Source organism: Nocardia puris (genome assembly GCF_003315035.1).
Lineage (GTDB): Bacteria > Actinomycetota > Actinomycetes > Mycobacteriales > Mycobacteriaceae > Nocardia > Nocardia puris.
Genome location: NZ_QNRE01000008.1, coordinates 118,670 through 144,864, shown reverse-complemented (window position 1 = coordinate 144,864; position 26,195 = coordinate 118,670). Strand labels below are relative to the sequence as shown.

24 protein-coding genes are annotated in these 26,195 nt (G+C 70.5%); 17 read left to right on the top strand and 7 right to left on the bottom strand.

Features of this window, described 5'->3' with window-relative positions; all coding sequences use genetic code 11:
- Positions 1-70: 70 nt before the first annotated feature.
- Positions 71-1,534: a nucleotide-binding protein gene (locus DFR74_RS38015; protein WP_411719818.1), complete on the bottom strand. Its 1,464-nt coding sequence runs from the start codon at positions 1,532-1,534 to the stop codon at positions 71-73.
- 2,622 nt (positions 1,535-4,156) lie between these two features.
- Between DFR74_RS38015 and infA the strand changes: the two genes are divergently transcribed.
- The 8 genes from infA (at position 4,157) to truA (ending at position 9,202) form a co-directional block, all read left to right on the top strand.
- Positions 4,157-4,378, top strand: a complete 222-nt coding sequence (gene infA / locus DFR74_RS20770; protein ID WP_003418601.1) for a translation initiation factor IF-1 — start codon at positions 4,157-4,159, stop codon at positions 4,376-4,378.
- Positions 4,379-4,800: 422 nt separating this feature from the next.
- Positions 4,801-4,914, top strand: coding sequence for a 50S ribosomal protein L36 (gene rpmJ, locus DFR74_RS20765; protein ID WP_025347279.1), 114 nt, complete (start codon positions 4,801-4,803; stop codon positions 4,912-4,914).
- A gap of 202 nt (positions 4,915-5,116) precedes the next feature.
- A complete protein-coding gene (gene rpsM / locus DFR74_RS20760) occupies positions 5,117-5,488 on the top strand; it encodes a 30S ribosomal protein S13 (RefSeq protein ID WP_039795645.1) in 372 nt (123 codons plus the stop codon).
- 9 nt (positions 5,489-5,497) lie between these two features.
- Positions 5,498-5,911: a 30S ribosomal protein S11 gene (gene rpsK / locus DFR74_RS20755; RefSeq protein ID WP_067507360.1), complete on the top strand. Its 414-nt coding sequence runs from the start codon at positions 5,498-5,500 to the stop codon at positions 5,909-5,911.
- Positions 5,912-5,933: 22 nt separating this feature from the next.
- Complete coding sequence (gene rpsD, locus DFR74_RS20750; protein WP_067507357.1) at positions 5,934-6,539, top strand: 30S ribosomal protein S4; 606 nt, start codon at positions 5,934-5,936, stop codon at positions 6,537-6,539.
- A gap of 103 nt (positions 6,540-6,642) precedes the next feature.
- A complete protein-coding gene (locus tag DFR74_RS20745) occupies positions 6,643-7,701 on the top strand; it encodes a DNA-directed RNA polymerase subunit alpha (protein WP_067507486.1) in 1,059 nt (352 codons plus the stop codon).
- Between the two features lie 49 nt (positions 7,702-7,750).
- A complete protein-coding gene (gene rplQ, locus DFR74_RS20740; RefSeq protein WP_067507355.1) occupies positions 7,751-8,272 on the top strand; it encodes a 50S ribosomal protein L17 in 522 nt (173 codons plus the stop codon).
- Positions 8,273-8,368: 96 nt separating this feature from the next.
- Positions 8,369-9,202: a tRNA pseudouridine(38-40) synthase TruA gene (gene truA / locus DFR74_RS20735; RefSeq protein WP_067507483.1), complete on the top strand. Its 834-nt coding sequence runs from the start codon at positions 8,369-8,371 to the stop codon at positions 9,200-9,202.
- A gap of 140 nt (positions 9,203-9,342) precedes the next feature.
- Here the strand turns inward: truA and DFR74_RS20730 are convergent, their stop codons facing one another.
- A complete protein-coding gene (locus DFR74_RS20730) occupies positions 9,343-9,789 on the bottom strand; it encodes an Hsp20/alpha crystallin family protein (protein ID WP_067507481.1) in 447 nt (148 codons plus the stop codon).
- Positions 9,790-9,963: 174 nt separating this feature from the next.
- Between DFR74_RS20730 and DFR74_RS20725 the strand changes: the two genes are divergently transcribed.
- The 5 genes from DFR74_RS20725 to DFR74_RS20705 all read left to right on the top strand — a co-directional run bounded on the left by DFR74_RS20725 (position 9,964) and on the right by DFR74_RS20705 (position 15,610).
- Positions 9,964-10,791, top strand: a complete 828-nt coding sequence (locus DFR74_RS20725; RefSeq protein WP_067507353.1) for an LLM class F420-dependent oxidoreductase — start codon at positions 9,964-9,966, stop codon at positions 10,789-10,791.
- A gap of 137 nt (positions 10,792-10,928) precedes the next feature.
- The gene (locus DFR74_RS20720; RefSeq protein ID WP_232331704.1) at positions 10,929-12,305 is read left to right on the top strand and encodes an MFS transporter; all 1,377 of its coding nucleotides are present in this window, start codon (positions 10,929-10,931) and stop codon (positions 12,303-12,305) included.
- A gap of 305 nt (positions 12,306-12,610) precedes the next feature.
- Entirely contained in the window at positions 12,611-13,270 is a 660-nt protein-coding gene (locus DFR74_RS20715; protein WP_067507348.1) for a response regulator transcription factor, read from the top strand.
- Between the two features lie 16 nt (positions 13,271-13,286).
- Positions 13,287-14,699, top strand: coding sequence for a sensor histidine kinase (locus tag DFR74_RS20710; protein WP_067507345.1), 1,413 nt, complete (start codon positions 13,287-13,289; stop codon positions 14,697-14,699).
- Positions 14,696-15,610 (top strand): TAXI family TRAP transporter solute-binding subunit, encoded by a 915-nt coding sequence (locus tag DFR74_RS20705; RefSeq protein ID WP_067507478.1) that lies wholly within the window; start codon positions 14,696-14,698, stop codon positions 15,608-15,610. Before DFR74_RS20710 ends, DFR74_RS20705 begins: the two co-directional genes overlap by 4 nt.
- A 23-nt stretch (positions 15,611-15,633) precedes the next feature.
- On the opposite strand, the gene DFR74_RS20700 is transcribed toward DFR74_RS20705, so the two are convergent.
- Positions 15,634-15,960: a metal-sensitive transcriptional regulator gene (locus DFR74_RS20700; RefSeq protein WP_067507343.1), complete on the bottom strand. Its 327-nt coding sequence runs from the start codon at positions 15,958-15,960 to the stop codon at positions 15,634-15,636.
- A gap of 63 nt (positions 15,961-16,023) precedes the next feature.
- Positions 16,024-16,971: a DMT family transporter gene (locus DFR74_RS20695; protein WP_170160779.1), complete on the bottom strand. Its 948-nt coding sequence runs from the start codon at positions 16,969-16,971 to the stop codon at positions 16,024-16,026.
- A gap of 116 nt (positions 16,972-17,087) precedes the next feature.
- Here DFR74_RS20695 and DFR74_RS20690 point away from each other — a divergent pair, with 116 nt between their 5' ends.
- Genes DFR74_RS20690 through DFR74_RS20680 form a run of 3 tightly spaced genes read left to right on the top strand, consistent with a single transcriptional unit; the run spans position 17,088 to position 19,577 of the window.
- On the top strand, positions 17,088-17,897 hold the full coding sequence (locus DFR74_RS20690; RefSeq protein WP_067507340.1) for an S-methyl-5'-thioadenosine phosphorylase: 810 nt from the start codon (positions 17,088-17,090) through the stop codon (positions 17,895-17,897).
- 42 nt (positions 17,898-17,939) lie between these two features.
- Positions 17,940-18,956 carry an NAD-dependent epimerase/dehydratase family protein gene (locus DFR74_RS20685; RefSeq protein WP_067507337.1) on the top strand — a complete coding sequence of 339 codons (1,017 nt, stop codon included), beginning with the start codon at positions 17,940-17,942 and terminating at the stop codon, positions 18,954-18,956.
- Between the two features lie 60 nt (positions 18,957-19,016).
- A complete protein-coding gene (locus tag DFR74_RS20680) occupies positions 19,017-19,577 on the top strand; it encodes an NADPH-dependent FMN reductase (protein WP_067507334.1) in 561 nt (186 codons plus the stop codon).
- Here DFR74_RS20680 and eccE read toward each other — a convergent pair.
- Positions 19,565-21,214, bottom strand: a complete 1,650-nt coding sequence (eccE, locus tag DFR74_RS20675) for a type VII secretion protein EccE (protein ID WP_067507473.1) — start codon at positions 21,212-21,214, stop codon at positions 19,565-19,567. The genes DFR74_RS20680 and eccE overlap by 13 nt on opposite strands.
- A gap of 110 nt (positions 21,215-21,324) precedes the next feature.
- Between eccE and eccB the strand changes: the two genes are divergently transcribed.
- On the top strand, positions 21,325-22,818 hold the full coding sequence (eccB, locus tag DFR74_RS20670; protein ID WP_067507331.1) for a type VII secretion protein EccB: 1,494 nt from the start codon (positions 21,325-21,327) through the stop codon (positions 22,816-22,818).
- Between the two features lie 347 nt (positions 22,819-23,165).
- Here the strand turns inward: eccB and mycP are convergent, their stop codons facing one another.
- Both mycP and eccD read right to left on the bottom strand, forming a co-directional pair.
- Complete coding sequence (gene mycP / locus DFR74_RS20665; protein ID WP_067507470.1) at positions 23,166-24,524, bottom strand: type VII secretion-associated serine protease mycosin; 1,359 nt, start codon at positions 24,522-24,524, stop codon at positions 23,166-23,168.
- A 41-nt stretch (positions 24,525-24,565) separates the two neighbouring features.
- Positions 24,566-26,032, bottom strand: coding sequence for a type VII secretion integral membrane protein EccD (gene eccD / locus DFR74_RS20660; protein WP_067507327.1), 1,467 nt, complete (start codon positions 26,030-26,032; stop codon positions 24,566-24,568).
- Positions 26,033-26,195 lie beyond the last annotated feature (163 nt).

The window sequence follows — 26,195 nt, the reverse complement described above, 5'->3', positions numbered from 1 at the left end:
TCGCCAGGATGGCCGGTTGGGTGCGGATCTTGTGTTGTGAGTTGGGGTTTGGGGTTGCGGGGTTGTCCGCTCAGTTGTGGTAGTGGCGGTGGTCGACGCCGAATTCGTCGGCGACGGTGGCGGCCAGTTCGACGTAGGCGCGCTTGGCTTGTTTGCTCAGGCGGTGCAGGTCGATTTCGGCGCCCTCGGAGAGGTGGGTGTCGTAGGGGATGATGTGGACCGCGCGGCAGCGGGAGAGGAAGTACTCGCGCAGCTGCTGCACGCCCACGTTCGGTGAACCCTCGCGCGGGAGGTTGATCACGACGACCGCGTTGCGCACCAGGTGGTCGTGGCCGTGCAGGGACAGCCAGTCCAGGGTGGCCGCGGCGCTGCGCGCGCCGTCGATCGCGGCCGAGGAGATCAGCACCAGCGAGTGCGCCAGGTCCAGCACGCCCGCCATGGCCGAGTGCATCAGGCCGGTACCACAGTCGGTCAGGATGATGTTGTAGAAGCGCTGCAGAATGCGCGCGACGGCGCGGTACTCCTCGTCGTTGAACGCCTCCGACGCCGCCGGATCACGTTCGCTGGCAAGCACTTCCAGTCGGCTGGTGGCCTGCGAGGTGTGCCTGCGCACGTCCGAGTAGCGCTGGATCGAGGGGTCGAGCAGCAGGTCGCGCACCGTGGAGCGGGTCTGCAGCGGCACGCGCTGGGAGAGGGTGCCGAAGTCGGGGTTGGCGTCGACGGCGATGACGCGGTCACCGCGGATGGAGGCGAAGATCGAGCCGAGCCCCATGGTGGTGGTGGTCTTGCCGACGCCGCCCTTCAGCGAGAGCACCGCGATGCGGTAGTCGCCGCGGACCGGCTGCCGGATGCGCGCCACCAGCTCCTGCAGGCGCCGTTCTTCCGCCGACATGCCGGGGTTGATCGCGCCACCGGACACGTGGTGCACGGCCTTGCGCCACCCGCTGCCCGGCGCCTTCTTCGCCCGCCGCATCGGGACGTCGTCCAGCGACGGCGGCGGACCGGACATCTGCTGCGGCTGCGGGTGCTGCGGCCTGCCCCAGCCCTCGGGCACCTGCCCGTGCTGCCCCCGATTCCAGGACGGCGCGGCCTGCGGCGGCACCGGCCCGTGACCGGCGGGCGCCACACCCTGCTGCTGGTATTCCCCAGTGCCCCACTGCGTTGCGGGCCCACCCGCGGGCGGCTGCTGCCCAGGCTGCTCGAACACGCCGGGATCGCGCCGCACCGCACCGGGCGCGGGATCACTCGTCGGCGCCCGATGCCCGCCCTGCGCGGACGGAGCCACGCCGGGAACAGGACCGCCGACCGGGCCGACCTGACCCGGTGCGCCTTGGCTGAACACCCCTGGGGCGCGGTGGAGCTCGCCGGGCGCGGGCTGGTCGCTGACGGGTGCGCGGTGAACGCCCTGGGCGGGTGCGAATCCACCTGGGGCACCGCTATTCTCGGTGCCACTCGGAGCGGGGAATCCACCCGGAGCACTGCCTTCCGGCGGACGCGGCCCGGTCGGGCTGGGTGCGCCTGGCTGCGTGAACACACCGGGATCGCGACCCACCGCGCCGGGAGCGGGTTGATCGCTCACCGGGGCGCGGTGACCGCCTGCGGCCGGCCCGACAGTGGGGGCTGGACCGCCCTGCGCCAAGTCTTGGGCGGTAGGACCGGTTTCGCCCGGGAGCCGATGCCGACCACCGGAAGGCGGTTGCGCGGTACCGCCCGGCGTCGCGAATCCCGTGCCGCCGGAACCGGAGTCGGCCGGGACGCCCGGCTGCTGCGCCGAGGCACCGCCAGGCGGTGGCCCCTGGAATACGGGCGTCTGCCCCGGTGCCTGGGCAGAAGAACTTTCACTCGCACTCGGCGCTGCGGCGCCGCGCGTTCCCGGAGGCGCGGAGCTCGCGGCCGACGGCGGCTGCGCGGGCGTGACACCGCTGGGCAGCGGAGATCCACCGATGGCGGCACCGCGTCCCTGGTTCGGGTCCGCAGGGCTGGGCGAGCGGTGCTGCGCGCGCCGCGCGGCATCGGCGGGCGTCGCATCGCCGGAGACGGCCGGGGTGGCGTCGATCGGCGGAACCACATTCGGCGCAAGGGGATTCGGTGCGGATGCCGCGGACTCGGTCGCCCCACCCTGCGTCGGCGGCTCGGGCGGACGAGGCGGGACGCCCGACGGGCGCGCCTCGCCCTCGGTGGAATCGAGCGACGAATCGGGCTGCGCGGCACCGCCACCCAACCACGGCGGCGGTCCATCGCTCGCGCGCTCGGACGTGGCGGGGGACTGCACCGTGGGCCCCGGACCGGCCAACCACGGCGGCGGGCCGTCGGGATCGGCGGCCGGTGGACTCGCCGAGCCGGTTTCGCGCGCCGCGGATACCGACGAGCTCTCGCCGGACGGCGTCGGCTGGACGTCGCCGGGCCGGCCGGTCTCCGCGGAGGACGGCCGGTCGGTAGCGGGAGCCGAATCCTGGGGTGCCGCGGGAGGAGCCGCCTGTCGCGCCGCGGGCGGCACCTCGGCCGCCCCGGGCGCACTGGAACTCGCCAGGGGGTTCACACCCTCGGCGGCGCGCTGCGGCGGGGAAACAGCCGCGTTCGGTGCCTGCGCGCTCGGGGATGCCGCGCCGGGGATCTCGCCCGAGGCGGAGCTCCCGGCCCCCTCGGCGGAGGGCGACAGGCGCGTGCCGGGGCGCTCAGCGGCCGCGTCGACGTGGGGCGGCGCCGCGTGCGGAGGCCGCCCATCGGCGGGGCTCTGTGGCGTCCCGGAATGTGGCGACGGTGGAGCGGGCAGGCGCTCGGGCGCGGCTCCGCGCTCGGCGGGGGGCGGCGGCAGATCGGGCCGCTGGCGGGTGACGCGGGTGGTGGCCTCGGTCGGATCGGGGAACGCGGGATCGACCGGAGGCTGGGAGACGGGCGGGCGCTGGCCGAGCGGCTGGAAGGCCGTGGACGGCTCGCTCGGCCTGCGGGTCGGCAGTCCGCCCGCAGCCTCACCGTGCGGGCCGTCGCCGGCGTGCGGACGCGGCGGAACCCCGGGCTGCTGCCACTGCGCACCCCGGTCGAACGCACCGGGACTTTCCCCGGTGTGGCCCGGCCCCTGGTAACCGTTCGGTCCCGGGAACTGCTGCGGCGGAACCCCGGGCGGCTGGACCGCGTGCGGGCCCGACACCTGTCCCTCGGGACGCGGCGGCACGCCGGGCTGCGCGCCCGGATCGAACGACCCGCCACCGGAGCGCGATCCGCCGGGACGCTGCGGCGCGCCCGGCCCGCCGAACGAGTTCGGCCCGGACGGATGCTCATCCGGACGGGACGGCGCCTGATCCCAGCCCTGGCCGCTGTCCCGCTCTGCGGGCTGGTCCTCGGCCTCGGCGTCGTCCTTGCCGCGACCCGACCACAGCCTGCGCTTCTTCTCCTTGCGCCCGCCGTCGGCGCGGCTCTCCGGCGACCGGCGCTTGGAGCGCTTGCGGTCGGGCGCCTCGTCGATCAGATCGTCCTGCGGCAGGTTCTGGACCGGGGCCTCGTAGCCGCTGGTGACCTCGCTGTCGGACAGCCATGGCGGCAGCATGGGCAGATCGTTGTTCCGGCTCACCGCCCGCCCCCGATACTGCTCGACATGCCCTCGATCGGTTCGTCGCGTTCGGTCACTGCAGCGCCCCGCTGACGTAGACTTCGTTGACATCCGTGACGCGCGCGTGCACGCCCCGGTGGCCGGCGGCGGGACCGCACCACGGGACGGCGTACGTGCTTCGCTCGCTGTGCTCGCTCACGGCGTCCCCCTAGATCCGCTCGACCGATTCCTGGACTCGGCCAGTTTACGTGACGTGCGCGCGGCGGGGCGGGGCAGGCGGCGACCGCCCGTGACCGTGCGCGCGGGAGCGTTCGACCGCCGCGCGCGGGGGAACGACGAGACCGTTTCCGCTGGCAGAACGTGGGCATTCCGGTCGGTGGCGCGAGATTGTCCCGGTCGGCGACAGCCCGCCGTTTCCGCTGGCGGGACCGGGGCGTTTTTGCCGGATCGTACGGCCCCCGGTAGGCTGGAGCGGCGGTACACCTACGTGCCGACTGTTCCGCACGCCACCGACCGGATTCCGGCCGGGACGTACGAAACAGACATCCAGGCTTTAAACACACCAGGTTCGAGCGGCCAGCCGTTCGACGAACCGGGATCGCGGAGGATATGGCGAAGAAGGACGGGGCCATCGAGGTCGAGGGTCGAGTTGTCGAGCCGCTACCCAATGCGATGTTCCGGATCGAGCTCGAGAACGGGCACAAGGTTCTCGCGCACATCAGCGGAAAGATGCGGCAGCACTACATCCGCATCCTTCCCGAGGACCGAGTGGTCGTCGAGCTCTCGCCCTACGACCTCTCCCGCGGCCGGATCGTCTACCGGTACAAGTGATCCGAATCGGCGAGGTGTGCTCGCGGAGCGCGCTCGCCGGGGTCGGATCACTTGGTGTTTTGTGGGGGTGCAACCCCCACAACCCGCTCGGCGGGGCTGCGCCCCCCGAACCCCCCGTGCCGTGGTTGCGTGGGATTGCAGGTCCAGTTCGGTGACGTTGCCCGGCCTTCGGAAACGGGGCTGGTCTCGGATGCCGGAGCAGGCTGAAATTGCTGGTCGCCCCGTGATCGCGGGTGCGGGAACAACTTCCGGCTTGTGGCTTTGCCGCCGATGGTGCTCTCCAGCATCGGCGCTGGACCGGGTCGCGGACCCGGGTGTCACCCCCTGAACAGGTGGTGGCAGAATAAATAGGCTTCCCCAGTCGTAAGGCTGGGGAAAAACTGTGTTCACGCCCCTGTGGACCACAACGAGATTGGACGGACGTGAAGGTTCAGCCGAGCGTCAAGAAGATCTGCGAGAAGTGCAAGGTGATCCGCCGCAACGGCCGGGTCATGGTGATCTGCGACAACCTGCGCCACAAGCAGCGTCAGGGCTGATCTCAGCTCACCGCCGGGCACCGATCGCCTGATCGGCTTGGCAACACAAAGAGAAGAACTCCCAGCTCCAGCCGCACGCTGTGGGAATCCGGGCCTCGGCCCGGGGCGTGCAGGCCAACCACCGGTACGGAGGCCGGTGCCCCAGTGAAGACGGGGGAACGGACAGGGAGCAGACCTCCGCAACGATTAAGGAACATGCCACATGGCACGTCTCATGGGCGTCGATCTCCCGCGCGAAAAGCGCATGGAGATCGCGCTGACCTACATTTTCGGCATCGGCCGTACCCGCTCCAAGGAGATCCTGGAGGCGACCGGCGTCAGCCCGGACCTGCGCTCCAAGGACCTCAGCGACGACGACCTGACGAAGCTGCGCGATTACATCGAGGCTTCGGAGTTCAAGGTCGAAGGTGACCTGCGCCGTGAGGTTCAGGCCGATATTCGCCGCAAGATCGAGATCGGCTGCTACCAGGGTCTGCGCCACCGCCGTGGCCTGCCCGTGCGTGGCCAGCGCACCAAGACCAACGCGCGCACCCGCAAGGGCCCGAAGCGCACCGTCGCAGGCAAGAAGAAGTAGGGATAACCGATGCCTCCCAAGAGCAGGGCCTCCGGCCCCAAGAAGTCCCAGAAGTCGCGTCGCAGGGACAAGAAGAACGTCCCGCACGGCAACGCGCACATCAAGAGCACGTTCAACAACACGATCGTGTCGATCACCGATCCGAACGGCAACGTCATCTCCTGGGCGTCCTCGGGCCACGTCGGCTTCAAGGGCTCGCGCAAGTCGACCCCGTTCGCCGCGCAGCTCGCCGCCGAGAACGCCGCCCGCAAGGCGCAGGAGCACGGCGTCAAGAAGGTCGACGTGTTCGTGAAGGGTCCCGGCTCCGGCCGCGAGACCGCGATCCGCTCGCTGCAGGCCGCCGGCCTCGAGGTGGGCACGATCTCCGATGTCACCCCGCAGCCGCACAACGGCTGCCGTCCGCCCAAGCGGCGTCGCGTCTAGCGGGAAAGGAAGGTAGAGCGAAATGGCCCGTTACACCGGACCCATCACCCGCAAGTCGCGTCGTCTGCGCGTCGACCTCGTCGGCGGCGATCAGGCGTTCGAGCGTCGCCCCTACCCGCCCGGCCAGCACGGCCGCGCGCGGATCAAGGAGAGCGAATACCTGCTCCAGCTGCAGGAGAAGCAGAAGGCCCGCTTCTCCTACGGCGTCATGGAGAAGCAGTTCCGCCGGTACTACGAGGAGGCCAACCGCCTCAAGGGCAAGACCGGTGACAACCTGCTTCGCCTGCTCGAGACCCGGCTGGACAATGTCGTGTACCGCGCCGGTCTGGCGCGCACCCGCCGCCAGGCCCGTCAGCTGGTCAGCCACGGCCACTTCCTGGTCAACGGCGTCAAGGTCGACGTGCCCAGCTACAAGGTGAGCCAGTACGACATCATCGATGTCAAGGAGAAGTCGGCGGGCTCGCTGCCGTTCCAGATCGCGCGCGAGACCTACGGCGAGCGTCCGGTCCCCGGCTGGCTCCAGGTGATCCCCGGCCGCCTGCGCATCCTGGTCCACCAGGAGCCCGAGCGCGCCCAGATCGATGTGCCGCTGCAGGAACAGCTGATCGTCGAGTACTACTCGAAGTAATCAGCGTTGCCGCTGGTGTTCCGGCCGTCTCACGGGCCGGCCGGAACACAACCCCTGAAACGTGGCGTCAAATAGTGGGCGCCCTAGAAGGAGGATGATCCTCATGCTGATTTCCCAGCGTCCGACGCTGACCGAAGAGGTCGTCGCGGAGAACCGCTCGAAGTTCACCATCGAACCCCTCGAGCCGGGCTTCGGCTACACCCTCGGCAACTCGCTGCGGCGTACCCTGCTGTCCTCGATCCCGGGGGCCGCGGTCACGAGCATCCGCATCGACGGCGTCCTGCACGAGTTCACCACCGTTCCCGGCGTGAAGGAGGATGTCACCGACATCATCCTGAACCTCAAGGGCTTGGTCGTGTCCTCGGAGGAGGACGAGCCGGTCACGATGTACGTGCGCAAGCAGGGTCCAGGCACCGTCACCGCCGGTGACATCGTGCCGCCCGCCGGCGTCATCGTGCACAACCCGGACATGCACATCGCCACCCTGAACGACAAGGGCAAGCTCGAGATCGAGCTCGTCGTCGAGCGGGGTCGCGGGTACGTTCCGGCCGTGCAGAACAAGGCGTCCGGTGCGGAGATCGGCCGGATCCCGGTGGATTCGATCTACTCGCCGGTGCTCAAGGTCACCTACAAGGTCGAGGCGACTCGCGTCGAGCAGCGCACCGACTTCGACCGGCTCATCCTCGACGTGGAGACCAAGAACTCCATCAGCGCGCGGGACGCGCTCGCCTCGGCGGGCAAGACCCTGGTCGAACTGTTCGGCCTGGCCCGCGAACTGAACGTCGAAGCCGAAGGCATCGAGATCGGCCCCTCGCCGGCCGAGGCGGATCACATCGCCTCGTTCGGTCTGCCGATCGAGGACCTGGACCTCACCGTCCGGTCCTACAACTGCCTCAAGCGCGAGGGTGTGCACACCGTCGGCGAGCTGGTGGCCCGCACCGAATCGGATCTGCTGGACATCCGCAACTTCGGCCAGAAGTCCATCGACGAGGTCAAGGTCAAGCTGCACGCGCTCGGCCTCTCGCTCAAGGACAGCCCGGCGTCGTTCGACCCGTCCAGCGTGGTCGGCTACGACGCGAGCACCGGCACGTGGAGTGACAGCGGCACCTTCAGTGACACCGACGGCGGCGAGCAGGACTACGCCGAGACCGAACAGCTCTAGGCCGTTGGGGTAGGGACCCCGACCGGCCTCTCACAAGGAGAATTAACCAATGCCCAAGCCCAAGAAGGGTGCTCGCTTCGGCGGGTCGGCGTCGCACCAGAAGGCGATCTTCGCCAATCTGGCCACGGCGCTCTTCGAGCACGGTCGGATCACCACGACCGAGGCCAAGGCCAAGGCCGTGCGCCCCTACGCCGAGAAGCTCATCACCAAGGCGAAGGCCGGCACCCTGGCCGACCGCCGCGAGGTGCTGAAGGTCATCCGCAACAAGGACGTCGTCCACTCTCTGTTCGCGGAGATCGGCCCGGCGTTCGAGGGTCGGGAGGGTGGCTACACCCGCATCACCAAGACCCTGCCGCGCAAGGGTGACAACGCGCCGATGGCGATCATCGAGCTGGTCCGGGAGAAGACCGTGACCAACGAGGCCGATCGCGCCCGTCGTGTGGCCGCCTCCAAGAAGTCCGAGGAGTCCGCTCCTGAGGTCGTCGAGGAGAAGGCCGACGAGGTCGTCGCCGAGGCGCCTGCCGCCGAGGACAAGGCCGATGAGGCCGCCGAGGACAAGAAGGACAGCTGACGTTCGCGTCGTGTTCTCGAACGAGCCCGCCACCCGTTCCGGGTCGGCGGGCTCGTTCGCGTTCGGCGGACGGGCCTGGTGAGGGTGGAGGATTCGATGGGTGCGGCTGACGGCGCGGTCACGCGGGTGCGGCTCGACATCGCCTACGACGGCACCGATTTCACCGGCTGGGCGCGCCAGCCCGGCCTGCGGACCGTGCAGGGCGTGCTGGAGGAATCGCTGAGCAAGGTGTATCGCGAGCCGGTGCAGTTGACCGTCGCGGGACGCACCGACGCCGGTGTGCACGCGGAAGGTCAAGTGGCGCACTTCGATACGCGCGCCGAGTTCGACGGCGACAAGCTGGTGCACCGGATGGCGCGGTTCCTGCCGAAGGACGTGCGGATCACCGCGGCGCGGGTCGCGCCGCCGGAGTTCGACGCCAGGTTCTCCGCGATCCGCCGCCACTACGCCTATCGGCTCACCACCGCCCCCTATGGCGCGCTACCGCTTTCGGCGCGCGGTGTGGTGGCGTGCCGTCCGGGCGTGGACGTGGACGCGATGCGGGACGCGTCGGCGAAACTGCTGGGACTGCACGACTTCGCCGCGTTCTGCCGCCGCCGGGAAGGCGCGACCACCGTGCGCGAACTCCAGCGCTACGACTGGGTGCGGGAGGGGGATCTGCTTACCGCCTACGTCAGCGCCGACGCGTTCTGCTGGTCGATGGTGCGCAGTCTGGTCGGCGCGGTGCTGGCGGTGGGGGAGGGCAGGCGCGCACCGGACTGGGTGGCCGGACTGCTCGCCGAGACCGAGCGCTCCAGCGCGGTCACGGTGGCGCCCGCACACGGATTGAGCTTGATCGGCGTCGACTACCCGGCCGACGCCGACCTTGCCGCCCGCAACGCCCAGACCAGGGAGATGCGGACCGTCCCCGGCCGGGGCTGTTGCGGGTAGCCAACGCCTTCGGCGTATTGCTCGGCATCTGGTACCCGGCACACAGGCTGCGCCGTGGTCCAGATGGCATGGAAGCCAACACCTTTGGCGCCGCGGCACACGCCGAGGATGCGATGGCGCACTCGGAGGGCGATTCGCGGTCAGCTGCTGCCGTGCCCGGCTTCGATGGTCTTGGGCGAGCTGCCGCCCGCGATCTCGATGCGGCGCGGCTTGGCCCTCTCGGCGACCGGGATGATGACCGACAGCACGCCGTTGTCGTAGGTGGCGCTGATCTTGTCGGCATCGACATTGTCGCCGAGGGACAGCTGGCGCATGTAGGTGCCCGCGAACCGCTCGGAGGCGATCCACTGGACGCCGTCCTCGCTGGGCAGGCTGCGCTGTGCTCGCAGCGTGAGCGTGCCGTTGTCCACGCTCACGTCGACCGAGCCGGGATCGACGCCGGGCAGATCGGCATTGAGCACGTAGTGGTCGCCCGCCTTGTACAGATCCATCGGCATGAATCGCGGGGCGCGAGCGGTACCGGTGGTCTCACCGAGCAGCTGGCGGGCGACGGTGTCGATGTCATGGAACGGATCGAACCTCAGCACAGCGATCACCTCCGTTTCGTCGCGTCGGCGCTCGCCACGGCGGCGGGCGCCGGAAGCTGTGCACCTTTGAGGTTAGCACTCTCGGGTCGAGAGTGCTAACACTTTTTCGGCGTGTTCGCGGCGTCGGCGGTGGCCGAGGAATAGGTCGTACGCGTGCGGGTGTTGGTTCGGGACATGACTTTCGACGGGCTCGGACGGGTCGGTGTGTGGCGCGGGTACGCGCAGGTGAGTGCGGCGGATGCGCGCGCCTACGAGGAGGCCGGCTACGGCGCGGTGTGGCTGGGCGGATCGCCGCCCGCGGATCTGGCGCGGGTGGACGAGCTGCTCGCCGCCACCGAATCGCTCACGGTGGCCACCAGCATCGTGAACATCTGGCAGTCGCCGGCGAAGGAGGTGGCGGAGTCGTTCCACCGGCTCGAGGCGGGTCATCCGGGACGGTTCCTGCTCGGCGTGGGCGCGGGCCATCGCGAGTTCGACGGCGTCTATCGCAAGCCCTACGACGCGCTCGTCGACTACCTCGACGAACTCGACGCGCAGGGCGTGCCGCGTGAGCGCCGGGCACTGGCCGCGCTCGGGCCGAAGGTGCTGAGGCTCGCGCGCGACCGGTCGGCGGGCGCGCTGCCGTACCTCGTGTCCCCGGAGCACAGCCGCAAGGCCCGCGAGATCGTCGGCGCGGGAACGCTGTTGGCCACGGAGCAGAAGGTCGTGCTCGACAGCGATCCGGAGCGGGCGCGCGCCGTCGGCAGGCAGGCGGTGACCCCGTACCTCGGGCTCACGAACTACGTGAACAACCTGCGCAGGCTCGGCTACAGCGACGCCGACGTCGCCACGCCCGGCAGTGACGGCCTGGTGGACGCGCTCGCCGTCCACGGCGATGCGCGCCGGGTGGCCCAGCAGGTGGCCGCGCACCTCGACGCGGGCGCCGATCACGTCGCGGTGCAGGCCCTCGGCGGCGGTCACCTGGAGACCCTGCGGGCGCTGGCCCCGCATCTGGTCGGGTAGCCCGAGTCGGGCGGAGCCCGCGACGACTCTCCTAAGGGAGTGTTAGGAAACCCCTCGCGAGCTTCCGTCCACCTTGTGACTGCCGACACACTCGTCTCCGACCCGGCGCGAAGAAGCGCCGGAGGAGGAGATTTCCGGTGACAACGACCTCGGTGCGCAAGACACCACCCTCGGGGGAACGACGCGTCGTCGCGAACGTGCTGCGCGGCTCGATCGGCAATCTGGTCGAGTGGTACGACTGGTACGTCTACGCGGCGTTCAGCGTGTACTTCGCGAAAACGTTCTTCCCCGAGGGGGATTCGACGGCGCAGCTGCTCTCGACGGCGGCGGTGTTCGCGGTCGGGTTCCTGATGCGCCCGCTCGGCGGGTGGGCGCTGGGGCGCTACGCCGACCGTTTCGGGCGGCGGTCGGCGCTGACGCTCTCGGTGACGGTGATGGCGGCGGGTTCGCTGCTCATCGCGCTGACGCCGGGCTACCAGACGATCGGCATCGCGGCACCGGTGCTGCTGCTGCTCGCCCGTCTGCTGCAAGGGCTCTCGGTCGGCGGCGAGTACGCGACGAGCGCGACGTACCTGTCCGAGGTGGCCTCGGCCGGACGACGCGGGTTCTACTCGAGCTTCCAGTACGTGACGCTGGTGGCCGGGCAGCTGACCGCGCTCGGTGTGCAGATCGTGTTGCAGCAGGTGCTGACCTCCGAGCAGATGTACTCGTGGGGTTGGCGCATCCCGTTCCTGATCGGCGCGGGCGGCGCGCTGGTGGTGATGGTGCTGCGCCGCGGGATGGACGAGTCGGCCTCGTTCGAGGCGGAGGCGACCGGCGCCGCGAGCGGTGAGTCCAAGCGCGGATCGCTGCGGGTGCTGCTGAGCTACCCGCGCGAATGCCTGCTCGTGGTGGGCCTGACGCTGGGCGGCACGGTCGCGTTCTACACCTACACCACCTACATGCAGAAGTTCATGATCAATACCTCCGGCATCTCCAAGGACACGGTGGCCTGGATCAACTTCGCGGCGCTGCTGGTGTTCGTGGTGATCCAGCCGCTCGCCGGCGGGTTGTCCGACCGGATCGGCAGGCGCAAACTGCTCATCTTCTTCGGCGTGAGCGGCACGCTGCTGACCGTGCCGATCATGAGCGTCCTCGCGCACACGTCCAACGGGTTCGCGGCCTTCGGCCTGATGCTGCTCGCGCTGGTCATCATCACCGGCTACACCTCGATCAACGCGATCGTGAAGGCCGAGCTGTTCCCGACGAAGATCCGCGCCCTCGGCGTCGGCCTGCCGTACGCGCTGACCGTGGCGATCTTCGGCGGCACCGCGGAGATGATCGCGCTGGCGCTGAAGAAGGCCGATATGGAGGCGGTGTACTTCTTCTACGTCGCGGGCTGCATCGCGATCTCGCTGTGCACCTACTACTTCATGCGGGAGACCTCGGCGGAGTCGACCATCGACGCCGACGCCAAGGCCGCGTCCGCGGTGCCGGAACCCGGCCCGGAACGCGAGCCGGTCGCGGTGCGCTGAGCACCGTGCGCCCTGGCGCTCGCGTCCGGCCCCACGACGGGCGGGACGCGAGCGCATCGGGCAGTTGTTTGTGGCGGCGCGACGTCCGGGCGGGGCGGTTTCGAGTCGGAAGGAACGAACATGTGAAGCATGCCTGTGCGAAGGGCATCCGCTGCCTCGACGGATGTGGTTGCCGGAGCCCGAGGCGAGCCGGTCGTGCGGTGGGATCGCGCGGGCAGGGGGAGTGCGCTGCGGGGTCCGACGGGGCGCCGGTCCGTGGGGCGGGAGCGCGCGGTCCGGCCGGGCGGTTGTGGGAGGATCGGCGCGTGCGGGTAGCGGTGGTCGAGGACGACGACGGCGTGGGCGATGCGCTGGTGGAGGCGCTGACCGTCCGCGGCTACACGGCCGAGCGCAAGCGGCGGGGCAGTGATCTGCTGCTCGACCACCGCGGGTACGACGCGGTGCTGCTCGACCTCGGGCTGCCCGATATCGACGGCCTCCAGGTGCTGCGGCAGTTGCGCGAGGTGAGCCAGGTGCCGGTGCTGATCCTCACCGCCCGCGACGACGAACGATCCATCGTGCGCGGCCTGCGTGGCGGGGCCGACGACTACGTGGTCAAACCGCCCCGCATCACCGAACTCACCGCGCGCCTGGACACGGTGATGCGCCGGGTGCCGCTGGTGCGGCGTCCCGCGCCGCGCGAAGTGGTCACCGAGGATGTGCGCGTCGACCTGGCGGCGCGGGTCGTGGAGGTGGCGGGCAAGCCGATCCCGTTGACGCAGAAGGAATTCGAACTCGTCGAGGCGCTGGTGGAACGGCCGGGGGCAGCGGTGAGCAGACAGCAGCTGATGGACCGGATCTGGGGCGACGCGTTCGTCGCGGTGTCACGCTCGCTGGACGTGCACATGACGGGTCTGCGCGCGAAACTGAACCGCCCCGGCCTGATCACCACGATCCGCGGCTACGGATACCGGTGGGGCCGTTGAGCGCGGAGGGCGTGCCGTGCGGCGCAGGCTGCTCGCCGCGCTGACGGTTTTCGCCACGCTGGCGGTGCTCGCGTTCGCGGTGCCGCTCTCGCTCACCTACGCCACCAGCCGCACCCAGGAGCTCGTGCTCGGCCGGTCGGGTGACGCCGACCGTTTCGCGACCCTGGCCGACGCGGCCGCAGCGGCGGGTGACGGGACCGCGCTGGCCGAGGAAGCCACCCGCTACCACGAGTTGTACGGGGAGAACGTGCTGGTCGTGGACGCGCGAGGGGCGTCGGCGGTGAACGCGGGCGTCGACGTGGCCGATCCCGAGGTGGCTGCGGCCGTGGCCGCCGCGCGCCGCAATCAGCGCCCGCACCCGGTGACCAGGCTGCTGCCGTGGAGCGCCGACACGATGCTGGTGACGCGGCCGGTGGGCACGGGCGTGCAGGTCAACGGCGCGGTGGTGATCGAGGCCTCGACGGGACGGGCGCGCGCCGACATCACCCGCGCCTGGGTGATCATCGGTCTGGGCGCGGCGGCGGCGATGGTGCTGTTCACGTTGCTCGCGCTCACGCTGAGCCGGTGGGTGCTGCGTCCGCTCGCCGCGCTCTCCGACGCCGTGGCCGGGCTGACGGCGTCGCTGCCGAAACCTCGAGCGGCAGCGGCGCCCGCCTCGATCACCCGTCGCTACGGCGGACCGCCCGAAATGCGGGCCGTCGCGGAATCCTTCGACAGTATGGCGGCCGCGGTGTCCGAATCGGCCGAAGCGCAAAGGCAATTGGTGGCCGACACCGCACATGCCATGCGCAACCCGCTCGCTGCCCTGACCATCCGACTCGACTCTTTGGAGCCGTCCATCCCGCCCGCCGCGTCCGATACGTTCCGGCGGGCGAGCGGGGAAGTGGATCGCCTGACCTCCCTGCTGGACGGGTTGCTCTCACTGGCGGTCGCCGAAACACCGGAAGCCTTCACCACCGACGCCTCCGAAAACCATTGCGACGCGGTGCAGGTGGTCGCCGACCGGATAGACGCTTGGCACTCGGCCTTCGTGGCGGCGGGGCAGACGTTGCGTGCGGAACCTGCAGTGGGGGCGGCCGAGGTCGCCGCGTCAGCCGACGTGCTGGCGCAGATCCTCGATGTGCCGCTGAGCAATGCGACCCGGTACTCCGGAGCCGGCGCCACCGTCTCGGTATCGGTGGATCTCGCTGACGACCGGGTCCTCCTCACGGTCGCCGACGACGGGCCGGGTGTGCCCGCGGCGGAACTCGACAAGCTCACCACACGCTTCTTCCGCGGTTCCACCGCATCCCCGGGAGGGTCCGGTCTGGGCTTGCCGATCGCGGCGGCGTTGGCGAAATCGCGCGGCGGCGCGCTGACGGTGCGAGCGGTCGAACCGCACGGGTTGGCGACCGTCGTGGACCTGCCTTGGGCGGAGGTGCCGCGATGACCGGAATCCGCCGCCGAGAGTTCCTGGCGCTCACGGCGATCGGTGCGCTGAGCGCCGCCGCGTGCGGGAACCGCGACCCCGTCGTGGTGCGTCTGGCGTCGGGGGAGGCGGGTGGTTTCTACCACGCGTTCGCGCGGTTGCTGGCGGACGTGGCGGCGGCTACCGGCGCGGTGCGGATCGAGCCGCTCACCACGTCGGGCTCGCAGGAGAACTTGGATCTGCTTGGCGCGGGGTTGGCGGATGCCGCTCTGGCGCTGGCGGATTCGGCGCGCTCGGCACCGGGTTCGGCGGTCGCGCTGGGCCGGGTCTACGAGAACTATCTCCAGCTCGCGGTCCGGGCGGACGGCCCGATCCGCGCCGTCGACGAATTGCGCGGCGCCCGGGTGAATCTCGGTGCCGCAGGGTCGGGCGCCGCGCTGACCGGCGAGCGGCTGTTGCGCGCGGCGGGGATCGACCCGGCGCGCGATATCACGGTTGAACACCGCTCCCTGTCGGACGCGGCGGTCGCCTTACGGGCGGGTTCTATCGACGCGTTGCTCTGGGCGGGTGGCGTGCCGACGGGTGCGCTGGAGGTCCCCGCGCGAATGCGACTGCTGGATCTAGGCGAGCTGGCCGCGCCGCTGCGCGCGAGCTACGGACCGGTGTACGACCGCGTCGCCATCCCCGCTGACGCGTATCCCGGTGCGGCCGCAGTCCATACGGTCGGCGTGGCCAATCTGCTGCTCACCACACCGGCGCTGCCGGACCGCGCCGCCGCGGCCATAGTGGATCTGCTGGCCGGGCACCCGGATGACTTGGTTCCGGCGGAGGCTGCGGGCACCCAATTCCTGGACGTGCGTTCGCTGATCGGCACCGGCCCTATCCCACTGCATCCGGGCGCGGCAGCGGCCTACCGGCGCCGTCACGGATAGCCGGTCGGCGCACTCCACCCGAGTCAGGAGCGCACCAAGCGCGCGATGGCGTCGGTGGCCTCCTTGATCTTCGCCTCCGCCTCCGGCCCGCCCGCGACCGCCGCGTCCACGACGCAGTGGCTGATGTGATCCTCGAGCAGGCCCATGGCGACCGCCTGCAGCGCCTTGGTCATCGCGGAGACCTGAGTGAGGATGTCGATGCAGTACTTCTCCTCCTCGACCATCCGCTGCAGCCCGCGGGCCTGGCCCTCGATGCGGCGCAACCGCTTGAGGTAGTCGTCCTTGGCCGTGATGTAGCCGTGCCCCGCGTGCGCGTGGTCGTGGGTGGTGCTCGTGTCCGGGGTGGTCACCGACTGCCTCCTCGTGCCTGCCGGTCTTATACCCCCCTAGGGTACAGGCGTTCCGGCGTCTTGTCAGGTCGGGGTGCGGCGCGAGGCGGACTCCGCGCGCCGCACCGACCGTTGTTCGGCACCGTACCTGGCCAGCGCGATACCGCCCACCACGAGCGTCGCACCGGCCGCTTGCACCGGCGCGATCGCCTCGGCGAGCAGCAGCCACGACAGCGCCACCGCGAACAGCACCTCGCTCAACAGGATCAGCGAGGTGAGCGTCGCGCCGATCCGCGCCGTCCCCGCGACGGCGCAGAGATAGGGCACCACGGTGCTCATCACGATCAACAATGCCAGTGCCAGCCAGGTGGGCAGGTCGCGGTGGTTCATCGTCGCCGTGGCCGCGCCGAAATGGATGGGCAGCAGCGATACCGCGCCCAGCGCCCATGCCGTCAAGGCCGCGACCACCATGCCCGATCCGAGCAGCGCCACCGGTTCCAGGTTGTCGGACGCGCGCGCCGAGACCAGGAAGAACGCCGCGTTGCACACCATCGACAGCGCCGCCCAGCCGAGGCCGGGCAGGCTCAGCCCGCCGGTGTCGAAGACGTTGATGACCAGCGCCGCCCCGGTCAGCGCCACGCCCGCGCCGAACAGCGTCGCCCCCGACGGCCGGCGCCCGCGCACCGCCCAGTCCCAGCCGATCACCACGATCGGCGCGAGGAACTGGATCATCAAGGTGACCCCTACATGCAGGTATTGCAGGGACAGGAAGAACGTCGCCTGCACGCCGGCCACCCCGATCACGCCGAACAGGACGACCGTGCGCAGGTGGCGCAGGCTGTCGCGCAATCCGGCGCGCTCGGTGAGCGCGGCCAGCGCGAGCAGCAGCGCCGCCGCGCCGGTCAGCCGCAGCGCCAGCACCGCGCCCGGCGACCAGTCCGCCACCATCACCGATTTCGCCAGCGGGCCCGAGCTGGCGAAGGTCAGCCCACTCGTCACCGTCAGCCACACACCGGCCCGCGCACGCGACACCGCTACCTCACCTTCGACCGGGAATCGTCCCATCATTACCGATGCCCTCCGGTGACCGTCGTCACCACCGGCTCCCGGTGGTGCACCGGGGCCGGGCGGGCGCGAGAATCGAGCGCATGAGTTCGCTTCCCCGGCCCGCCCTCGCCGTCATCGGCGGCAGTGGCTTCTACGACTTCTTCGACAACGACGCCACCACCGTCGAGGTCGACACCCCGTACGGGAAACCGAGCGCACCGATCGCCGTGGGCGAGGTCGAGGGCCGCCCCGTCGCGTTCGTGCCGCGCCACGGCAAACAGCACGAGTTCGCGCCGCACACCCTGCCCTACCGGGCCAACCTGTGGGCGTTGCGGTCGCTCGGCGTGCGGCGGGTGCTCGCGCCGTGCGCGGTCGGCAGCCTGCGCGCGGACTGGGGGCCGGGCACCGTCGCGGTGCCGGATCAGCTGGTCGACCGCACCTCCGGCCGCGAGCAGACCTACTTCGACGGCGGCGGCGTGCACGTCTCGTTCGCCGACCCCTACTGCGACGAATTGCGTTCGGCCGTCGTGAAATCCGAGATCGAGGCGCTGCCGCTCAAAGCGGGCGGCACCATGGTCGTGGTGCAGGGCCCGCGCTTCTCCACTCGCGCCGAGAGCCGCTGGTTCGCCGGGCAGGGCTGGGATCTGGTGAACATGACCGGGCACCCGGAGGCCGTGCTGGCCAGGGAACTCGAACTCTGCTACGCCGCCGTCGCGCTGGTCACCGACCTCGACGCCGGACTGGAGGAGGGCGACGGTGTGCACGCGGTGGACGTGTTCGCCGAGTTCAAGCGCAATCTCGCGCCGTTCAAGGAGCTCATCCGCGCGTCGGTGGCGGCGGTGAGCGGCACCGACACCTGCGATCGGTGCCGCGTGCACACGGGCGTGTCGCTGCCGTTCGCACTACCGTGATCGCATGGGACGGCGCGACGTTCGCGTAGCGGGGCGGTCCCGATGAAGGTGCTGCTGACCGGCGCCGCCGGATTCATCGGGTCGCGGGTCCGTCGAGCCCTCGGCGCGGCGGGGCACGAGGTCGTGGGCGTCGATCTGATGCTCGCGTCCGTGCACGGTCCCGAGGCACGGCTGCCGGACGGTGTGGTTCAGGTCGACGTGCGCGACCGGGAGGCGTTGGTCCCGCTGCTCGCGGGGGTGGACAGCGTATGCCATCTCGCCGCGCTGGTCGGCGACGAATCCGACTCCGGCACCGGTGATTTCGTGCTGCACAACGATCACGCCACGGCGGTGCTGCTCGCCGGGATGGCCGACGCGGGTGTGCGCAGCTTGGTGCTCGCGTCGTCGGTGGTCGTGTACGGAGAGGGGCGCTATCGCGCCGTGCGGGGCGGCCCGTTCTTCCCCGGGTTGCGCTCGCGCGCCGATCTCGATCGCGGGATGTTCGACCATCGTGCGCCCCGCAGCGGGGAAGTGCTCACCTGGGAACCGGTCGCGGAGGACACGCCGCCGCGTCCGCGCAGCGCATACGCGGCGAGCAAGGCGGCGCAGGAACACTATGCGTACGCGTGGGGGTTGAACGCGGGCGCGGCCGTCACGGTGCTGCGCTACCACAGCGTGTACGGGGAGGGCGCGCGCGTCGGGCCCGCGGCCCGGTTCCGCGACGACCTGCTGGTCGGTCGCGCGCCCCGCGTCTTCGAGGACGGCGGACAGGTGCGCGATCTGGTGCACGTCGACGACGTCGTCGTCGCCACCGTCGCGGCCGTCGAACGTCAGCCGCCGGGTTTCGTCCCGCTCAATATCGCCTCCGGCCATCCGATCACCCTGTGGGAGGTCGCGTCCCTCATGGCGAAGGCCACCGGCGGCCCCACCCCGGTCGTCACCGGCCAGTACCGGATCGGGGATGTCCGCCACTTCGTCGGCGACCATCGCCGCGCGGCGCACACGATCGGCTTCACAGCCCGGGTCGCTCCGGCGCAGGGCTTGGCCGAATTCGCCAGGGGTGCAGTGGAGAACAGCTGAGCGGAGGGCCGGCCGGCGTGCGAGAGGTCGCTCCGGCTACCGCCGCATTACCATCGCGGCGTGGATACCCCCTTGCGGCTGGAAGTCATCGTGGCCAGTGTTCGTCCCGAGCGGTTCGCGCCGGTCGTGGCCGCCTGGTACCTGCGCACCGTGCGGGAGAGGTCCGAATTCGATACGGGCGTCCTCGATCTCCTCGACACACCGCTGCCCATGGACCTCACGGAGACCCCGGCGGTGCGGGCGTATCGGGAGCGGCTCGCGTCCGCCGACGCGTTCGTGGCGATCACCTCCGAGTACAACCACGGCTACCCGGCCTCGCTCAAGACCGCCCTGGACACCGCCAAGCGCGAATGGCGCGGCAAGCCCATCGCTTTCGTGTCCTACGGTGGACTGTCCGGTGGCCTGCGCGCCGTCGAGCAACTGCGGCAGGTGGTGGGCGAGATCCACATGGTGTCGGTGCGCGAGACCGTCAGCTTCCACCAGGCCAAGCGCCGGTTCGACGCGACCGGCACGCCCACCGACGGCGCCGCGCTCGATGCCGTCGAACGCCAACTGCGCCAACTCGCCTGGTGGGGGCGGCATCTGCGCGCCGCGCGGGCCGCCGACCCCTATCCGGGCTGACCGGCCATCGCGCGGCGCCCGCGCGGGTGGCCGATGTAGGTGGCCTCGCGCGGGATCGACACCAGCGTCAGATCCACCTGCGCGGTGCCGGTGCGCAGCACCACGTGGTTGCCGATCGCGCCCGGCTGGTGGATCGACAGGTCGGGACGGGTGGCGGGCCAGCCCATCGGATCGCCCGTCACGTAGATGGTGGTGACACCGGCGTGCGGCGCGGGCGCCAGCACACCGTCCACCACGGTGGCGGTGAACCCCGCGTCGGACTGGTGGGTTTCGACGGCGATGGTGAGCCGCTCGGGATTGCCGATGGTCTGCACCAGGTTCTCCCACGCGTGCGCGCGGTCGGTGCGGATCAGGATGCGCTCGCCGACGGCCAGCGCGCGGAACACCAGCTGCTGGGCCAGATACAGCTCGCCCGCGACGTATACGGTCGAGATGCCCTGGCCGATGATGCGCACCGCCACACCCTGATTGCTCTCGTCGGAGCCGATCAGCTGGCCGCAGCCCGACGAGGGCAGGTGCAGCGCGCCGATCACATCGATCGGGTACTCGGTCATCGGGACGGTGTCGTCGACGCCGGGCACCGCCAGCGGCAGGTGCGCGAGCAGGCTGTCGCGGTGGCGGCCGTTCATCGACACCATGCCCTTGAGCTTGCCGCGTTCGGGCAGTTCACGGGCGGTGAGACGCCAGGCGGCGCCGATGGTCACCGACTCCGCCGAACTGCCGGGGCGCAGGCGCACCGTGACCGTGGTGCCGCGCGAGGGCGCGACCCACAGCTGGGACAGCAGATCCGAGCCGAGGTGCTTCGGATCGACCGCGCTGCCGATGTTCACGGCGTTGCCGAGTTCGGCGTAGCGCCAGCGATGGGTGAGCGTGCGCGGATCGAAACCGGCGGTGATCTGCAGGACCGCCTTGCGGATCTCGGGCGCGGTCAGGATGCGGGCGTTGCAGTCGGCGTCCTCGAGCGCGCGCATGATGCGCTGCGTCGCGACGGTCACCGCACGCGAGGCGCCCTCGCTGCCGCCGCCGCGCCGGGCCGCCGCGTCGGGGCACTCGATGGCATCGAAGCTGATCGCCAGCCACACCGCGCGATGCGCGGTGGCGGGCAGCGGGCCCAGCAGGGACTCGTAGATCTTGCCCGCGGGCGTGCCCGCCCGGCTGCGGTGGCCGTGGCTGATGATGTCGATGCCGCTGAGCAGGATGTCGTGCTGGTTCAGGCACTGCGCGAGCTCCGGCAGCGGCAGCAGGTGCGAGGCCAGCACGGTGCTGCTGGAGATGCGGGTCAGCCCGCCGCGCGGCGGCAGCACCTCGACCACGGTGACCACCCGGCTGCCGTCCCAGTACAGGCCGAGCGAGCGATCGTCGGAGCCGCGGAAGTCGACGGTGTCGCCGAGCTCGTACTCGCGGCGGGTCAGGTAGCGCCACCAAGTGGTGATCCACTGCAGCAGCGTGCGTTTGGCCACCGGGACGAGCGGGATGAGACCGGCGGCGATCGCGATGCCGAGCGCGATCCAGCCGTCGAGTCCGCACAGCACCGCGATCAACCCGGCGATCAGCCCCACGACCTGCGCGACCAGCAGATTCGGCAGCGAGATACGGCCGAGGAGCGGGCGCGGCCCGGTCCCGGTGGCTACAGCCATCATCGTCCCCCAAATACCCGGATCGACCGTTCGCACCGGCCGAGCTGAACAACAGTCCCAGGGAACTGTACTGTGTTCGGCGAACGCGAGCACTGTTCGGGGGAGGAACCATGCCTTCAAAGCCCACTACTCGCTGGCAGGTGAGCGGCTACCGCTTCCTGGTGCGGCGAATGGAGCACGCCCTGGTCCGCCGGGACGTGCGAATGCTGCACGATCCGATGCGCTCGCAGACGCGTGCCTACGCGGTCGGTCTGGTGCTGGCCTGCGTCGTCCTCGCGGGCTGCGGCATCCTGGCCCTGCTGCGGCCGCAGGACAAGATCGGCAGCAACACGCTGTTGATCGGCAAGGAATCCGGCGGCGTATACGTCGTCATCGACGGTGTGGTGCACCCGGCGCTGAACCTGGCCTCGGCCCGGCTGGCCGCCGACGACGCGGGCAAGGCCGTCATAGTCAAGGAGTCCGAGCTGAGCAAGAAGCCGCGCGGCCAGCTCATCGGCATCCCCGGCGCGCCCGCCGCGCTCCGCTACGACAAGGACGGCAAGGGCCGGGCCTGGAGCGTCTGCGATGTGCTCAAGGTCGACGGGTCCGGTGACATGACCACCACCATCATCGCGGGCGATCCGGAGCTCGGGGACAAAGCCAGCGCCATGCCGGGCGACAAGGCGCTGCTCGTCACGGTCAACGACCAGGCGTACCTGGTGTACGACCAGCAGCGCGCCCGCGTCGACATGACCGACCGCAAGGTGACCGACGCGCTCGGCATCACCGGCCGCACCCCGCGCCCGGTGAGCGAGGGCCTGATCAACGCGATTCCCGAAGTGCTGCCGATCATTCCGCCCAAGATCAACGATCCCGGCGCGAGCGTGAGCTACCAGATCGGGGGGCACCGCGTGGGTGATGTGGTGCAGGTGTCGACCGAGCCCGACCAGGACTACGTGGTGTTGCAGGAGGGCCTGCAGCCGGTGTCGCGCCTGACCGCCGACATCATCCGCAACACCTACCGCCTCTCGCCGGGCGACACCAAGATCGATCAGACCGACAAGGTGGCCGCGCAGGTGGCCGATTCCCTTGCGGTGTCGACCTATCCGCGGGTGCAGCCCACCGTGGTCGACGTCGAGGACCAGCCGGTCAGCTGCATGTCCTGGAAGCCCATTCCGGCCGCCGACCGCAGCACCGACGGCGGCAAGCGCGCCGAACTGTCGGTCCTCACCGGCGTGACGCTGCCCATCCCGGACAACGCCAAGCCGGTGTCGCTGGCCAAGGCCGACGGTTCCGGGCCCAACGCCGACACGGTGTACGTGCCGCCGGGCACCGGCGCGTTCGTGCAGACCACCGGCATCGAAGAGGACAGCCAGCGCAAGGACAGCATGTTCTACGTCGCCGACACCGGCGTGCGCTACGGCATCAAGAACGCCGCCGCCCAGAAGGCGCTCGGTCTGGACGCGGAGGCGGGCGTGACCCCCGAGCCCGCGCCGTGGCCGATCGTGGGCCTGCTGGCCAACGGGCCCACGCTGGGCCGCGAGGAGGCGATGGTCGCCCACGACGGTGTCGCCCCCGACCCGTCACCCGCGCCCAAGCCGGTGGGCAACCAGAACAGCAACTGAGTCGAGTATTCGGACGCCGCACCGGGAGTTCTTGCCGGTGCGGCGTTTTCGTGTGGCGGTGCGTGAGATGCCCGGTCTGTCGGCCACGTCGGCTTCTGGGCTCGAGCCGCGCGTGGAGCGCGTCGGGCCAGCGGCTCCACTCCCCGGGGCAGGGGCTGACGGAGGTCGGGGTCGGACGAGACCCTTCGCGCGCGACAAGCGCGACGTGTCCGGGAAGGCACGATGCCTTGTTGTTCCCCCGCGCAACGCCGGAGATTCGGACGAGGCACGCGGTCGTTGCTGTGCGCCACGCCCCGAACACCGAACGGGCCCGCGCGAATTCACTTCACGCGGGCCCGTTCACCGTCTCACATGTCGTCGGACGTGACGCCGAATCTTCTCCTGATCGGGAACGACGCCAGGTATCCGAGGATCAGCGCACCCGCGATCGCGCCCGTACCGATCAACGCCACGTTGCGTGCGGTGTTGTCCGGCGGCACCGGCGGCGGGGGCACGGCGAGTTGGGTGCTCTTGGCCGGCGTCGGCTGCTTCGGCGGCAGTTCGTCGGGGATCTCGGCTGTGAGCGCGCCGAGCGGGTCGACGGAGCCGTACCCGATATACGGATTCCAGCCCTCGGCCGGCGCGTGCGCCGTGGCCTGGATGCGCTTGATCACCTCGCGCGCGCTCATCTCGGGGAAGCGAGCCCGCACCAGCGCCGCCACGCCCGCCACCAACGGTGTCGCGAAGCTCGTCCCGCTGATCGGCCCCTGTGACCCGCGCTGGTCGACCACGCCTTTCGCGGTGCCGTCGCTGCGCGGGTTCAGCGAGATCATGTTCTCGCCCAGCGCGGCGACGCTCAGCCACGGGCCCGGCACGGTGAAGCTGGACGGCGCGCCGTTGCTGTCGATCGAACCGACGGCCAGCACGTACTCGTCCCAGCGGGCCGGGCTCACGTTCATCGAGACGTTCTCCCACGGATCGGCGGTGGGATCGAGCGGATCGATCGGGCTGCTGTTGCGGCACTTGTCGTTGTCGTTGCCCGCCGCGACCACCACGACGACGTTGCGGTCCACCGCGTACTGCAGCGCCGCGCCGATCGCGCCGTCCAGATCGTTGGCGGTGCCGCACCAGACCTCGGAGATATTGATGACGGTGGCGCCCCGGTCGACCGCGCGCACGATGGCCGAGGCCATGGTGGCGAGGTTGCCGTACCCGTCGGGCAGCTCGTCCGGGCCCTTGTCCCGGCTCGCGCCTTCCTTCTGATACATCTTGCTGGTCTGGCGGATCGTCATGATCCTGGCCTCCGGCGCGACGCCCGCGAAACCCTGTCCTGGCACCTGCGACGCCGCGATCAGGCCCGCGACGAAGGTGCCGTGCCCGTCGCAGTCCTCGGTGCCGTCACCTCCGGCCGCGACGTAGTCACCCGCGGCTTCCAATCCGGGGAGCCGCGGATGCCTGGCCACACCGGTGTCGATGACCGCGACCACTTGGCCCGCGCCTTTGGAGAACTGCCAGGCCCGCTCCAGATTGAGGGCGCGCTGCGCCTCGGGGATCGTCGGACCGTCACCGCCGATCACGATATCCGCGCAGTTCGAGTTCGGCGGGCGCTCGGTGGGTTCCGGGGGCGCGGCCGGATCGCCCGCCGGACGCAGTGCGGGATTCACCGCGGGTGGACGGTCGGCGTGCGCGACGCCGGGACCGGAGAAGGTGCCGAACGACGCCGACATACCCAGCGTCACCGCCACCGCGGCGACGCGCAGTCGCGCGTTCACAGCCCGCGGACGAGGGAGTAGAGCGAGGTCACCCAGAACACCAGCGGCAGCACCGCGGCCACGAAGCCGTACTCGAGCAGTTCCACACCGCGGCGCATCGGCGGGGTCGCCGACTGGTTCGGGATGATGATGCCCAAAATGAGCGCGACGACCAGGATCAGCATGGCCGCGCCGAACACCGCCAGCGGCATGTCCATCTCGAAACTCATCGCGACCAGCATGATCAGCACGATCGACGCACCGCCCGCGATCAGCACGACGGCCTGCTCGGCGCCCGCGTAGGTCCGGCTGCGGAACATCAGCACCACCGCGCACACCAGCGCCAGCGCGATGCCCTGCCAGTACGGCTGGTTCCCCTGCGGATCGGTCGCGGCCAGCGCGCCGACGACGGTGACCAGTGTGGTCGCGGCGACCAGACCGGCCAGGTACATGCGGGCGCGCTCGGACTTCACCCGCAGCGCCTCCATGGTGGGCAGCGCGCGGTGGTCGTCCGGATCGTCCTCGGTGGGGTCGATCGGGGTGCCGGGGGAGGGGACCGGCGGCAGCGGCAGCTTGGCCAGCAGCATCGACAGCCGCGGCGAGAGCGAGAGCCCGATGAGGCCCAGCGCCGCGGCGACCGCGCCGATCGCCTTGACGGGCTGCTCGGTGAGCAGTCCGACCAGGGCGGCGGGCACCGCGTACACCGCCAGCGCGGAGACGCCGATGAACAGCGCCAGCCCGACGCCGGTGACGCGCCAGGCCAGGATCGCCGTCGCGCCGAGCAGCGCCGAGCCGAGCAGCAGGTGCGCCCAGCCGTAATGGTCTGGGACATAGAGCATTCCGGCGGTGAACGCCGCGGGCAGGGCGCAGCCGCCCAGCACCAGCGCGGTCGCGGTGTCGCCGTACATCCTGCTCAGCACCATGCCCGCGACGACGAGCAGGATGGCCACCACCAGCGGGATGGAACCGCTCACCCACACCGGCATCTCGTCGGGTGCGAGCAGCAGGCCCAGGCAGCCGACCAGCATGGTGAGCGCCGCCAGCACCGAACCGGTGATGCGCGCGGTCTTGGGCGTCCAGCTGCGGTAGTGGTCGGCGTCGGCGATCGCGACGTTGTACATGATGTCGTCGAACAGCGGCGTCGGGGCGGTGTGCGACGCACTCTCGAGCATCAGCAGCTCGCCGTCGCGCACACCGTGCTCGCCGAGGCTGAGCGAGTTGGAGAACGGCGGGTGCCCGATGCGGGCGAGCACCCATTCGGCGGGCTCGAAGCGCTCGCCCTCGTTGTCGAAGTCGTTGGTCCTGCTGTGCTGGGCGACCATGTCGACGACACTCGGGATCACCAGCGCGACCGGCACGTCCACGGGAATGGCCATGTCGACCTGGGTGTGCTTGGCCAGGATGGTCACCCGGGCCAGGTCCGGCGCGCGCACGATGCCGCGCGAGGAGTCTTCATCGATGTGGTCAAGTCGCGCGTGCGTCAAACTTCCCCCAACCTGGTGTTCTACGTCGAGTATTCGCCGTCCCGCGCGCCGGGCAGCGAGTTTGCGACCCCGGCGTCCGGGCAGCAGAATGCAGGTCGAACTGTACGACATGTCGGCGGTGGCCTCTACACTGAGGCCGAACTTGCAGGTTGCGTAGAGGGGG

Coding starts and splice junctions, on each gene's coding strand:
- infA (WP_003418601.1), top strand. CDS start 4,157: ATGGCGAAGAAGGACGGGGCCATCGAGGTCGAGGGTCGAGTTGTCGAG.
- rpsM (WP_039795645.1), top strand. CDS start 5,117: ATGGCACGTCTCATGGGCGTCGATCTCCCGCGCGAAAAGCGCATGGAG.
- rpsK (WP_067507360.1), top strand. CDS start 5,498: ATGCCTCCCAAGAGCAGGGCCTCCGGCCCCAAGAAGTCCCAGAAGTCG.
- rpsD (WP_067507357.1), top strand. CDS start 5,934: ATGGCCCGTTACACCGGACCCATCACCCGCAAGTCGCGTCGTCTGCGC.
- DFR74_RS20745 (WP_067507486.1), top strand. CDS start 6,643: ATGCTGATTTCCCAGCGTCCGACGCTGACCGAAGAGGTCGTCGCGGAG.
- rplQ (WP_067507355.1), top strand. CDS start 7,751: ATGCCCAAGCCCAAGAAGGGTGCTCGCTTCGGCGGGTCGGCGTCGCAC.
- truA (WP_067507483.1), top strand. CDS start 8,369: ATGGGTGCGGCTGACGGCGCGGTCACGCGGGTGCGGCTCGACATCGCC.
- DFR74_RS20725 (WP_067507353.1), top strand. CDS start 9,964: ATGACTTTCGACGGGCTCGGACGGGTCGGTGTGTGGCGCGGGTACGCG.
- DFR74_RS20705 (WP_067507478.1), top strand. CDS start 14,696: ATGACCGGAATCCGCCGCCGAGAGTTCCTGGCGCTCACGGCGATCGGT.
- DFR74_RS20690 (WP_067507340.1), top strand. CDS start 17,088: ATGAGTTCGCTTCCCCGGCCCGCCCTCGCCGTCATCGGCGGCAGTGGC.
- DFR74_RS20685 (WP_067507337.1), top strand. CDS start 17,940: ATGAAGGTGCTGCTGACCGGCGCCGCCGGATTCATCGGGTCGCGGGTC.
- eccE (WP_067507473.1), bottom strand. CDS start 21,214: ATGGCTGTAGCCACCGGGACCGGGCCGCGCCCGCTCCTCGGCCGTATC.
- eccB (WP_067507331.1), top strand. CDS start 21,325: ATGCCTTCAAAGCCCACTACTCGCTGGCAGGTGAGCGGCTACCGCTTC.
- mycP (WP_067507470.1), bottom strand. CDS start 24,524: ATGTCGGCGTCGTTCGGCACCTTCTCCGGTCCCGGCGTCGCGCACGCC.